The following is an 11,565-nucleotide window of genomic DNA, read 5'->3' as shown; positions in this document are numbered from 1 at the left end:
GCCGCGTGCGCTACGGGGCCCAGACGCGTGCGGTACGGGGCCCAGCCGCACGTCGGCCGGGTTTCGCGGCGGCGGGTGACGCGCGCCACGCGTGAGCAACGTCTCCACCGCGAAGGCCGCGAACGCTGGCACATTGGACATCATGACTGCCACCACCGCCGCCGCATCGGTCCCCGCCTCCCGTCTCCGCCGGCTCGTCCGCACGGGCGGACCCGAGGAGGAGTCCTCCTGGGCGGAGCACGTACTCGGCTGGGTCCTCGTGGTGGTCGTCGCCATGTTCGTCACCCAGATCGGCTGGCTGTAGGCACCGCTACCCCGCCCCACCGCCTCCCCGCACGCCCGTCACGCTTCCCGTGGCGGGCGTCCTCGTATGCCCGGGGCGCCGTGGATCGGCGGGGCGGGGCGGGGCGGCGCCTGGTGGGGCGCCGTGGATCGGCGGGGCGGGGCGGGGCGGCGCCTGGTGGTGCGCCCCTCGCCGCCTCTCGCCGGGCGCCGCCGATTCACCCCTGGGCCCCGTTCCAGCTGCCTGTTCGGCTGAGGCGCGCGAGGCTGGACCGGAGCGCACGGACGGCACCGCGAACGGCACCCCGCTCCTTGCCGCGGCCCGCCCGCGGACGCCGCCGCCACGGCCGGTGCCCGCCGTACGCGAACGTTCCGCCCACCAGCCCAGGGGAAGCCAATGGCCACGAACAAGAACCTGTACGCCGACCGCACCAGCGTCGCGCACCGGGTCCGCTACGCGCTGCGCAACCCCGCCCGCATCGCCCCGTACGTGCGCCGCGCGGCCCGCGACGCCTGGCTCAGCCGCAGGCACCCCGACCACGTCGCGTACTACCGCGCCGTCATGGCCTCCGACGCCGGGCGCAACCCGGAGGCCGCCGTCGGCAGCCGGAACCACGACCGCTGGCTGGCCCTCGGCAAGATGCAGTTCGACTACCTCGTGGACCACGGCCTCGCCCCGGGCCACCGCATGCTAGACATCGGCTGCGGCAACCTGCGGGCCGGATGGCGCTTCATCGAGCACCTCGACGCCGGCCACTACTACGGCATCGACATCTCGCCCGACATCCTCATCTCCGCGAAGGAGACCCTCACCCGCAAGGGCCTCCAGGCCAAACTGCCCCACCTGACCCTGACCCGCGACCTCACCCTGGACTTCCTGCCCGAGCGCCACTTCGACGTCGTGCACGCCCACAGCGTCTTCTCCCACTCGCCCGTCGAGATCATCGACGAGTGCCTGGCGCACGTGGAGCGGGTCCTCGCCCCCGGCGGCTGGTTCGACTTCACCTTCGACCGCACCGAGGGCGCCGAGCACCAGGTCCTGCGCGAGGACTTCTACTACCGGACCAGGACCCTGGTGGACCTGGCCGCGCGCCACGGTCTCACCGCCCGCTTCATGGACGACTGGGAGCGGTTCGGCCACGGGCAGTCGAAGATCCGCGTCACGGCCGGCTGACCCGTACCGCGGAGGGCGGTGCGGTTCCGTCGGATCCTACGGTTGTGCCGGTGCCGGTCCGGTCGGATCTGCCATACTGCGGGCATTCTGTGGCAGTTCGAGGCTGGGGCCGAATTTGAATAATAGTCAACAGCGTGGAACGACCGGCCGTTCGCAGGTCCGCCGGGACGAACTCATAGCGATCGGCCGCACGTTGTTCGCCGACACCTCGTACGACGCGTTGAACATGGACGACATCGCCAAGCACGCGGGCGTGGCCAAGGGCTTGATCTACTACTACTTCAAGAGCAAGCGCGGCTACTACCTCGCCATCGTCGAGGACTCCGTGACCGAGCTCGTCGCCCGCGCCGGCGGGGACACCGACCTCCCCAACGCCGAACGGGTCCGCCGCACCATCGACGGCTACCTCCGGTACGCCGAGCACCACCAGGCCGCGTACCGCACGATCGTCACCGGGGGCGTCGGCTCCGACGCCGAGGTGCTCGCCATCCGCGACGCCGTCCGCGAGGAGCTGGTCGCCACCATCGCCGAGGGCGCCTACGGCACCCGGACCGTCCCGCCGATCGCCCGGCTCGCGCTGGTGGGATGGCTCTCGGCGGTCGAGGGGATCACGCTGGAGTGGATCGGCGGAGTGGGCGGGGGCGGCCCGCGCGAGACCGGTCCGGGGGGTCCGGGATGGCCCCGCCGCGTGGAGCTGGGAGCCCTGCTCGTCCGCCAGCTGCGGGCGACGCTCACGGTGATCGAGCAGTTCGCCCCGCAATGTCCCGCTCCACCGGCGGACGGGGAGACGGACGGGCAACGGAACGATCTTGCACCGGTGACGGGAAGCCCCTGATCGGGCATACTCAACCCGCCGCAGCCGCTGAACAGCGCCTTCCGTGATCCGGAAGGGCACCATCGGCTGTGAGAGCACCAAGACCCGGCGGCGCGTCCCACACCTCGCGCGTCGCCGCCGTGCCCGACCAGGGAGGAGAGCGCCGCCATGACTGACCGCGCCCCGCAGCCGGTGGACCGTCAGCTGCCCACCGAGGAGTCCCGGGACCTCCTCGCACTCGTACGCGAGATCGCCCAGCGGGAGATCCGCCCCCGGGCCGCCGACGAGGAGGAGTCCGGCCGGTTCCCCCGCGAGGTCTTCACCCTGCTGTCGGAGGCCGGCCTGCTGGGTCTGCCGTACGACGGGGAATCCGGCGGCGGCGAGCAGCCGTACGAGGTCTACCTCCAGGTCCTGGAAGAGCTGGCCGCGGCCCGGCTGACGGTCGGGCTCGGCGTCAGCGTGCACTCCCTCGCCTGCCACGGTCTCGCCGGCTACGGCACCAAGGAGCAGCAGGGCGCCCACCTCCCCGCGATGCTCGGCGGCGGCCTGCTGGGCGCCTACTGCCTCTCCGAGCCGGCCGCCGGCTCCGACGCCGCCTCCCTCACCACCAAGGCGGTGCGCGACGGCGACGACTGGATCATCACCGGCACCAAGGCCTGGATCACGCACGGCGGGGTCGCCGACTTCTACACCGTCCTCGCGCGCACCGGGGTCGAGGGCCCGAAGGGCATCACGGCCTTCCTGGTCCCCGGGGACGCCTCGGGCCTGACCGCCGCCGTGCCCGAGAAGAAGATGGGCATGAAGGGCTCGCCCACCGCCCAGCTGCACTTCGACGGCGTACGGGTGCCGGACGCGTGCCGCATCGGTGAGGAGGGGCAGGGCTTCACCATCGCCCTGGCCGCGCTCGACGCCGGCCGGCTGGGCATCGCCGCCTGCGCCATCGGCGTCGCCCAGGCCGCGCTGGACGAGGCCCTGGTCTACGCACAGGACCGCAAGCAGTTCGGCCACCCGATCGCGGACTTCCAGGGGCTGCGCTTCATGCTGGCCGACATGGCCACCAAGATCGAGGCGGGGCGCGCGCTGTACCTCGCGGCGGCGCGGCTGCGGGACGCGGGCAAGCCGTTCTCCCGGCAGGCGGCGATGGCCAAGCTCTTCTGCACCGACGCGGCGATGTCCGTCACCACGGACGCGGTCCAGGTCCTCGGCGGCTACGGCTACACGGCGGACTTCCCGGTCGAGCGGCTCATGCGGGAGGCGAAGGTGCTCCAGATCGTGGAGGGCACCAACCAGATCCAGCGCATGGTCATCGCCCGCCACCTGGCAGGCCCGGAGACCCGCTGAAACCCGCCGGCAGCCGCGGGTGCCGGCCGGCAGCTGCCGGCAGCGGCTGACGCCTGCCGGTAGCCGCCGGCGTCGGCCGACGCCCGCCGGCATGCGCCGGGCACCCGCTGGCATCGGTCGGGCATCCGCTGAGGCCGCTGGCACCCTGGCATCGGCCGGACATCCGAATGCCCGCTGCGGCTCGGCTGAGGCCGGGTCGGGGCTGCGGGGGGCAGCCCCTGAGCGCCAGGTCGCCCGCGACGCCGCCGGGCTCACCCCGCCGACATCGACGGCATGCCCGGGCGGGGGAGCCCGCGCATACGCCGCCCGGAGCCGGCGACGTCGGTGCGGGCAGCCGGAGGCCGGCGGGTCGGCCGGCGGTCAGCTGCCGAAGAGCGGACCGTTCGGCCAGATCGGGGACGAGGCGACTCGGGACCACTCCGGATCGCGCCGCCCCGGCAGGGTCTTGCCGTCCTCGGTCCAGCGGGCGATCAAGGCGCTGTAGATGGGCGGATCGGGGTGCCGCTGCCGGAGCCCCTGCTGAACCGATTCTTCGTAGCCGGGCGGCATCGGCCGCCGCCGGCGACCCGCCCGTGGCGTGGAAGTCTCAACCGTGGTCATACAGGGCCAACGCGACACCGCGCCGACGAGTAACCGCCTCGGAGTGCCGGGTATCCGTTCGAGGTGTACGCGGGTGCGGGGGCGGGCCCGGACCCGTGCGGGACCGCGGGCGCGTACCGACCGGTGTGCGGGCCGGTCGTGCGGCGCGGTGTGCCCGGGTGGCAGTACGTGCCAGGACTCTGTCCCGCACCCTAGTTTCTGACGTACCGTCATATGGCGAGGCGCCCGCCCGACCGTCCGTCGTACCCGCCCCAGGAGGCTCGCCATGCCCGCCGACCGGCCCATCGCACTGGACGAGTACCCGATCCACCAGGCCCCCCTGTCGATGAAGCACCTGATCAGCGGCGACCGGAACGCCTACGACCGCTGCATCTTCCACGTCCTCGACCACGCCGGACGGGCCGTCCTGATCCTCGGGCTCGGGGTCTATCCCAACGCGGGCGTCATCGACGCGTACGCCACCCTGCGCCTCGGCGACGAACTCCTCGCCGTCCGCGCCTCGGACGCCCTCACCGACGACCGGATGAACCTGTCCGTCGGCCCCCTCTCCATCACCGTCGACGCCCCGCTCAAGCAGCTCACCCTGCGCTGCGCGGCCGATCCCGACGACCCGCACGGGCTCTCGTACGAGGTCGTCTGGACCGCCGGGTTCCCCGCGGTCTGGGAGCCGCACCACGTCCAACGCCGCGGTGACCGGCTCATGCTGGAGGGCCGCCGCTTCGTGCAGGCGGGCAGTGTCACCGGCACCATCCGGGCCGGGGGCGAGGAGTTCACCCTCGCACCGGGGGAGTGGACCGGTACGCGCGACCGCAGCTGGGGCGTGCGGCCGATACCGGGGGAGGACGGCGGCCGGGCGGCCGAGGAGTACCGTCCCGAGGGCTTCCACTGGCTCTGGATCCCCGTCCGCTTCGCGGACCGCTTCCTCATGGTGATCGCCCAGGAGGACGCGGACGGGCACCGCACGCTGAGCGAGGCCGTGCAGGTCTTCCCCGAGAGCAGCGGGCGCCCCGATGTGCAACTCGGCTGGCCGCACACGGAGATTCGCTACCGGCCCGGCAGCAGGCACCCCGAGAGCGCCGTCGTCCACCTGACCGACCCCGCCCGCAAACCGCTCGAACTGCGCGTGGAGATCCTGAACTCCTCCCCGCTCGCCGTCGGCGCCGGCTACCCGCCCGCCGCCGACTGGCAGCACGGCAGTTGGCAGGGCCGGGGATGGAGCGACCGCCGGGTCTACGACCTCTCCGACCCCGGCGCCCACCCCATGGCGGCCTTCGGGGTCACGGACCACTCGGCGCGCTTCACCCTCGACGGGCACATCGGGTACGGCGTCTTCGAGCACGGCAGCTTCGGCCGGCACGACCCGAGCGGCTTCGCCGACTACTCCTCCGTGGCCCCGTAGCCCTGCCCCCCTTCCGTCCGGCGCTTCGCGCCCCGCCCAGGCCGTCTCCAGCAGCAGAGGGGTACCCATGGCAACGGCACCACGTCCCCGCACCTCCACCCGCCGGCCCGAGGAGCTCGGCCGGCTCCTCACGGCCTGGCTGGACACCCGGCTCCCCGGTGCGCGCGTCACCGGTGTCCGCGTCCCCGCATCCAACGGGATGTCCAGCGAGACCCTCCTCTTCGACATAGAGCACCCCGACACCCCCCTGCGCGCCTGCGCGCTGCGCCTCGCCGCCGACCCGGCGGCCTACACCGTCTTCCCGACGTACGACATGCCGCGCCAGCACCGGGTGATGCGCCTGGTCGCCGCGCACACGGACCTGCCCGTCCCGCGCGTGCAGTGGCTGGAGGAGGATGCCGGCCCGCTCGGGGCGCCGTTCTTCGTGATGGCGCGCGCCGAGGGGAGGGTGCCGCCCGACGTCATGCCCTACACCTACGAGGGCAACTGGCTGCACTCCGCGACCGACGCCGAGCGCGCCGGCCTCCAGGAGGCGAGCGTCTCGCTGCTGGCCCGCCTCCACGACCAGTTCCCGCCCGCGGAGGCGCGGTTCCTGCTCCCGGAAGGAGAGGGCACCCCGCTGCGCCGGCACGTGCAGGCGCAACGGGCCTACTACGCCTGGGTGGTGGCGGGACTCGCGGCGTCCCCCCTCATCGAGCGGGCTTTCGCCCGCCTGGAGGAGCTGTGGCCCGACGACGAGGGCGAAGCGGTCCTCAACTGGGGCGACGCACGCATCGGCAACGTCGTCTACGACGGCTTCACACCGGTCGCCGTCCTGGACTGGGAGATGGCGGCGTACGTCCCGCGCGAGGTGGACCTCGGCTGGACGGTGTACCTGCACCGCTTCTTCCAGGACCTCACCGTCGGCTTCGGCCAGCCGGGGCTGCCGGACTTCCTGCGCCGCGAGGACCTGGAGCGGCGGTACGCCGAGCTCACCGGCCACACCCCCCGGCACATGGAGTTCCACACGCTCTACGCCGCCCTGCGCCACGGGGTCGTGATGCTGCGCATCGCCTACCGGCAGGCGCACTTCGGCGAGGTCGAGGTCCCGGCCGACCCCGACGGCCTGATCATGCACCGCGCCGCCCTGGACGCCATGGTCCGCGGCACGTACTGGTAGCCGGAAGCCACAGCGGGGGGTCCGCCGCCGAGCCCGGGGCCCCCGCCCGGGCCGAGGGCGGAGCGGGCCCCCTCAGGCCGCCTGAGCGTGCTGCTGCCGGGTCTGCGGGACGACGGGCCGCACCATGTGGACCGGGCGCGACCCCGGGCCGCCGACGTGCGAGAACGGCTGCGTGCGCCAGTCCAGGCCCTGGGGCAGGGACAGGTGCACCACCTGCTCCAGCTCCGCGCCCTCCTGCGGCTGCGGCCACCCGACCGTGGGCAGCGCGTCGCCCGCCGGGCGCCCGGTGCCCGCGCACACCGTGAGCCCGAAGGGGTTCCACGGGGTCAGGCAGAGGGCGTGCTGCGGCAGGAACTCCTCGTCCGCGACGAGGGCGATCGACTGGCCGCAGTCGGGGCAGATCGCGTGGTGGATGTCGAAACCCTCGGACTCCGCGAGGTCTTCGAGGTAGTCCGCGTCGTCGGCGTAGTCGCCTTCGAGCAGTTCCAGGGGCTCCGGTTCGGTGCGACCGGCGCGCTTGGTGTTCGGCATGGATGTACTCCCCCTTGGGTGGGCCGGTCGGGCAGGTTCTTCGACCACGGCCACAGCAAGCACTTCCCGTCGCGCGGCACGAGTAACCACAACCGGCCGGCCTACGCCCGCACACCCCTGTGGCCTTGGTCACATGCCTGGCGCAGATGCCTCCAGTGGGCGGACAGCACTGGGCCTGGAGCACCCTTGGGCCTTAGGTTGAGCGGCTATGAGCGCAATGGAGGAGCTGGACCGCCAGATCGTGGATCTGCTCGTGCGGGACGGGCGGATGAGCTACACGGACCTGGGCAAGGCCACGGGACTGTCCACGTCGGCGGTCCACCAGCGAGTACGACGCCTGGAGCAGCGCGGCGTGATCCGCGGCTACGCGGCCGTGGTCGACCCGGAAGCCGTCGGCCTGCCGCTGACGGCGTTCATCTCGGTCAAACCGTTCGACCCCAGCGCCCCCGACGACATCGCCGTGCGGCTGGCCGGCGTCCCCGAGATCGAGGCCTGCCACAGCGTCGCGGGCGACGAGAACTACATCCTCAAGGTCCGGGTCGCGACTCCCCTGGAGCTGGAGGACCTCCTCGGCCGCCTCCGCGCCCTCGCACACGTCTCCACACGCACGACGGTGGTCCTCTCGACCCCGTACGAGGCCCGCCCGCCCCGGGTGTAGCGGCCTGAACCCTCCCGGGCACCCCGGCGGTCGGACGCGGGAGCGGGACGCGGGAGACTTGTCCCCATGACTGACCGCACCGCCACCCCGCCCGACGCCGCCGGAGCACCGGCCCGGACCGTCCTCCTGCGCCGGGGCGAGGTCCACAGCCCCGCCGACCCCTTCGCCACCGCGATGGTGGTCGAGCGCGGCCGCGTCGCCTGGGTCGGCTCCGAGGGCGCGGCCGACGCCTTCGCGCAGGGCGTGGACGAGGTCGTCGACCTCGACGGCGCGCTCGTCACGCCCGCCTTCACGGACGCCCACGTCCACACCACCTCCGCCGGCCTCGCCCTCACCGGGCTGGACCTCACCGGTGCCCGCTCGCTCCCGGCCGCCCTGGACCTCGTACGGGAGTACGCCGCGCGGCGCCCCGGCGACCGGGTGCTCCTCGGACACGGCTGGGACGCCGCGCGCTGGCCCGAGCGCCGCGCACCCCGCCGGACGGAGCTCGACGAGGCCGCGGGCGGCCGTCCGCTCTACCTCAGCCGCATCGACGTCCACTCGGCCGTGGTGACCACGGCGCTGCTCGACCTCGTCCCCGGCGTCACCCCGCGCGGTGACGAGCCGCTGACGCGGGACGACCACCACGCCGTCCGCGCCGCGGCCCTCGCGGCCGTCACACCCGCCCAGCGCGCCGAGGCGCAGCGGGCCGCCCTGGAGCGGGCCGCCTCCCTCGGTATCGGAGCCCTGCACGAGTGCGGCGGCCCCCACATCTCCTCGGCGGAGGACTTCTCCGCCCTGCTGGACCTGGCCGGCCGGATCCCGGGGCCGCGCGTCTTCGGGTACTGGGCCGACCGCGACCTCGGCCAGGCCGAGGCGCTCGGGGCCGTCGGGGCCGCCGGGGACCTGTTCGTCGACGGCGCCCTGGGCTCGCACACGGCCTGCCTGCACGCCCCCTACGCCGACGCCTCCCACACGGGTACGGGCTACCTCGACGCGCGGGATGTCGCCGAGCACGTGGCCGCGTGCACCGAGGCCGGCCTGCAGGCCGGCTTCCACGCCATCGGCGACGCCGCGATCGGCGCCGTCGTGGAGGGCGTCCGGTCGGCGGCCGCGAAGGTCGGCCTCGCCCGCGTGCGCGCGGCCCGGCACCGCGTCGAGCACGCCGAGATGATGACCCCCGAGGCCATCGCCGCCTTCGCCGAGTTCGGCCTCACGGCATCCGTCCAGCCGGCCTTCGACGCGGCCTGGGGAGGCGGGGAGGGCATGTACGCCGACCGGCTCGGAGCCGAGCGCGCCCGCACCCTGAACCCGTACGCGGCCATGCTCAGGGCGGGCGTGCCGCTGGCCTTCGGCTCGGACGCGCCCGTCACCCCCCTCGACCCCTGGGGCACCGTCCGGGCGGCCGCCTTCCACCGCACCCCCGAGCACCGGATCTCCGTACGGGCCGCCTTCACCGCCCACACCCGGGGCGGCTGGCGGGCGCTGGGCCGCGACGACGCGGGCGTCCTGGTCCCGGGCGCACCCGCCGACTACGCGGTGTGGCGCACCTCGGAACTGGTGGTCCAGGCCCCGGACGACAGGGTCGCCCGCTGGTCCACCGACCCCCGGTCGGGCACCCCCGGGCTGCCCGACCTGACCCCCGGGGCGGACCTGCCCGTGTGCCTGTCGACCGTGGTCGGCGGGCGGGAGGTATTCGTACGCCCACAGGGGTGATCCGGTCGGCCTCGGTTCGGTGCGGGCGGCCGGACCCGGATAAGTTCGGCCGGGTCCACCACAGGACGTCCGCGCCGGACGGATCCGTCTGCTCAGCGCGCCCGCGCCTCGGGGGCGAGGGAAGGTTTCGCCGGGCGGCGGGTGGCCCCGGATCGGGGCCCGGCGGTCCAGTAGACAACGGTCACGGCGGCCCGCAGCCAGCGGGCGTCCGACCGGCCCGAAGGACCGCGGGCCCCGATCACTGTTCTAAAGTCATCCTCTGCGACAAGACGTACAGGACGTGCAAGAGCACAAAAGGGGTCTCAGTGAGTGACGGCGGCGGACAGCGGACCTACGGGCCGCTCGGTACGGCCTTGGTGATCATTCCGACCTACAACGAGGCGGAGAACATCGGGCTGATCGTCGGCCGTGTGCGGGCGGCGGTCCCGGAGGCGCACATCCTCGTCGCGGACGACAACAGCCCCGACGGCACCGGCAAGCTCGCGGACGAGCTGACGGCCGGCGACGACCATGTGCACGTCCTGCACCGCAAGGGCAAGGAGGGCCTGGGCGCCGCCTACCTGGCGGGCTTCGTATGGGGCCTGGAGCGCGGCTACGGCGTGATCGTCGAGATGGACGCGGACGGCTCGCACCAGCCCGAGGAACTGCCCCGCCTGCTCACCGCGCTGGCCGGCGCCGACCTGGTGCTGGGCTCCCGCTGGGTGCCGGGCGGCCGGGTCGTCAACTGGCCCAAGAGCCGCGAGATCCTCTCGCGCGGCGGCTCCACGTACTCCCGGCTGATGCTGGACGTTCCGATCCGGGACGTGACGGGCGGCTACCGGGCGTTCCGCCGCGAGACCCTGGAGGGGCTGGGGCTGGCGGAGGTCGCCTCGGCGGGCTACTGCTTCCAGGTCGACCTGGCCCGCCGGGCCGTGCAGAAGGGCTTCCGCGTCGTCGAGGTCCCGATCACGTTCGTCGAGCGCGAGTTCGGCGACAGCAAGATGAGCAAGGACATCGTGGTGGAGGCCCTGTGGCGGGTCACCCAGTGGGGCCTGAAGGCCCAGGCGGCCAAGCTGGCGGGCAAGGTCACCGGGCACGACCGCACCGGCGGCGCGGGCACGGACAAGGGCACGGACAAGGGCTAGGCGGGCGGAGCCGGCGCACACCGGCCGGGATCTCCCCCTAGGGGGCGTCCGGTACCTCCGGTTGAGGTCGTCCTTACGCCGCAGCTTGCACACTGGGGGGTATGACGACCGGCGTTCCCACTTCGACGGCCCCCCGGCGGCGCACCACCGCCCGTACCTTTATCCCGCTGGCGCTCGCCGCCTGGCTGATCCTGGAGATCTGGCTGCTCGGCCTGGTCGCCGGAGCGGTCGGCGGCCTGGGCGTGGCCGCGCTGCTCGCGGGCGGGATGGTCCTCGGGACGGTGGTCGTCAAGCGGGCCGGACGGCGCGCCTTCAAGAACCTGACGGACACCTTCCAGCAGGCGCAGCAGGGCCGGCAGCCCGCCGCCACCCCGGCCGGCCAGGGCAACGGCCTCACCATGCTGGCCGGCCTCCTGCTGATCCTGCCCGGACTGCTCTCCGACGCGGCCGGACTCCTCTGCCTGCTCCCGCCGGTCCGGGCCTGGATCGGCCGCCGCGCGACGCGCTCGCTGGAGCGCAGGATGGCCTCGGTCTCCGCCACACCCTTCGGCGACGCTTTCCAGCAGGCCCGTATCCGCTACCCCGACGGCAAGGTCGTCCCCGGCGAGGTCGTCCGCGAGGACCCGCCGGGCGCAGCACCGGGATCCGGGACGGGTCACCGCCCGCCCCTCACCCCGTAGCGCAGGTGTACGGATGCCGCCCCCGGCCATCGGGGGCGGCATCCGCACGCCCACCGCGCCTTCTCCCGCCGGCGCGCACAGCCGAGGGGCCCCGCCACCCTGTGTGGC

The 11,565-nt window shown here is 73.9% G+C and carries 12 protein-coding genes; 10 read left to right on the top strand and 2 right to left on the bottom strand.

Going from position 1 to position 11,565, the window contains the following annotated elements; translation table 11 throughout:
* Positions 1–142: 142 nt before the first annotated feature.
* The 4 genes from ACFWUQ_RS29645 to ACFWUQ_RS29630 all read left to right on the top strand — a co-directional run bounded on the left by ACFWUQ_RS29645 (position 143) and on the right by ACFWUQ_RS29630 (position 3,611).
* Positions 143–304, top strand: a complete 162-nt coding sequence (locus ACFWUQ_RS29645; protein WP_384544152.1) for an SCO1431 family membrane protein — start codon at positions 143–145, stop codon at positions 302–304.
* A 375-nt stretch (positions 305–679) separates the two neighbouring features.
* The gene (locus tag ACFWUQ_RS29640) at positions 680–1,456 is read left to right on the top strand and encodes a class I SAM-dependent methyltransferase (RefSeq protein WP_384544150.1); all 777 of its coding nucleotides are present in this window, start codon (positions 680–682) and stop codon (positions 1,454–1,456) included.
* Between the two features lie 115 nt (positions 1,457–1,571).
* Positions 1,572–2,291 (top strand): TetR/AcrR family transcriptional regulator, encoded by a 720-nt coding sequence (locus ACFWUQ_RS29635; protein ID WP_384544148.1) that lies wholly within the window; start codon positions 1,572–1,574, stop codon positions 2,289–2,291.
* A 147-nt stretch (positions 2,292–2,438) separates the two neighbouring features.
* A complete protein-coding gene (locus tag ACFWUQ_RS29630) occupies positions 2,439–3,611 on the top strand; it encodes an acyl-CoA dehydrogenase family protein (RefSeq protein WP_384544146.1) in 1,173 nt (390 codons plus the stop codon).
* Between the two features lie 360 nt (positions 3,612–3,971).
* On the opposite strand, the gene ACFWUQ_RS29625 is transcribed toward ACFWUQ_RS29630, so the two are convergent.
* Positions 3,972–4,160: a hypothetical protein gene (locus ACFWUQ_RS29625; protein WP_384544144.1), complete on the bottom strand. Its 189-nt coding sequence runs from the start codon at positions 4,158–4,160 to the stop codon at positions 3,972–3,974.
* A gap of 316 nt (positions 4,161–4,476) precedes the next feature.
* Between ACFWUQ_RS29625 and ACFWUQ_RS29620 the strand changes: the two genes are divergently transcribed.
* Together ACFWUQ_RS29620 and ACFWUQ_RS29615 are read left to right on the top strand one after the other, a co-directional pair.
* Positions 4,477–5,610, top strand: a complete 1,134-nt coding sequence (locus ACFWUQ_RS29620) for a hypothetical protein (RefSeq protein ID WP_384544142.1) — start codon at positions 4,477–4,479, stop codon at positions 5,608–5,610.
* A gap of 67 nt (positions 5,611–5,677) precedes the next feature.
* A complete protein-coding gene (locus ACFWUQ_RS29615) occupies positions 5,678–6,769 on the top strand; it encodes a phosphotransferase family protein (RefSeq protein WP_384544140.1) in 1,092 nt (363 codons plus the stop codon).
* Positions 6,770–6,841: 72 nt separating this feature from the next.
* Here the strand turns inward: ACFWUQ_RS29615 and ACFWUQ_RS29610 are convergent, their stop codons facing one another.
* Positions 6,842–7,300 (bottom strand): hypothetical protein, encoded by a 459-nt coding sequence (locus ACFWUQ_RS29610; RefSeq protein WP_384544138.1) that lies wholly within the window; start codon positions 7,298–7,300, stop codon positions 6,842–6,844.
* A gap of 217 nt (positions 7,301–7,517) precedes the next feature.
* Here ACFWUQ_RS29610 and ACFWUQ_RS29605 point away from each other — a divergent pair, with 217 nt between their 5' ends.
* From ACFWUQ_RS29605 to fxsA, 4 genes are all read left to right on the top strand, one after another.
* The gene (locus ACFWUQ_RS29605; RefSeq protein ID WP_384544154.1) at positions 7,518–7,958 is read left to right on the top strand and encodes an Lrp/AsnC family transcriptional regulator; all 441 of its coding nucleotides are present in this window, start codon (positions 7,518–7,520) and stop codon (positions 7,956–7,958) included.
* 66 nt (positions 7,959–8,024) lie between these two features.
* Positions 8,025–9,653 carry an amidohydrolase gene (locus tag ACFWUQ_RS29600; RefSeq protein WP_384544136.1) on the top strand — a complete coding sequence of 543 codons (1,629 nt, stop codon included), beginning with the start codon at positions 8,025–8,027 and terminating at the stop codon, positions 9,651–9,653.
* A 305-nt stretch (positions 9,654–9,958) separates the two neighbouring features.
* The gene (locus tag ACFWUQ_RS29595; RefSeq protein ID WP_384544134.1) at positions 9,959–10,777 is read left to right on the top strand and encodes a polyprenol monophosphomannose synthase; all 819 of its coding nucleotides are present in this window, start codon (positions 9,959–9,961) and stop codon (positions 10,775–10,777) included.
* A 101-nt stretch (positions 10,778–10,878) separates the two neighbouring features.
* Positions 10,879–11,457 (top strand): FxsA family membrane protein, encoded by a 579-nt coding sequence (gene fxsA, locus ACFWUQ_RS29590; protein WP_384544132.1) that lies wholly within the window; start codon positions 10,879–10,881, stop codon positions 11,455–11,457.
* Positions 11,458–11,565 lie beyond the last annotated feature (108 nt).

The organism is Streptomyces sp. NPDC058662 (assembly GCF_042716255.1).
GTDB lineage: Bacteria > Actinomycetota > Actinomycetes > Streptomycetales > Streptomycetaceae > Streptomyces.
This window is presented reverse-complemented; position numbering and strand designations above follow the sequence as displayed.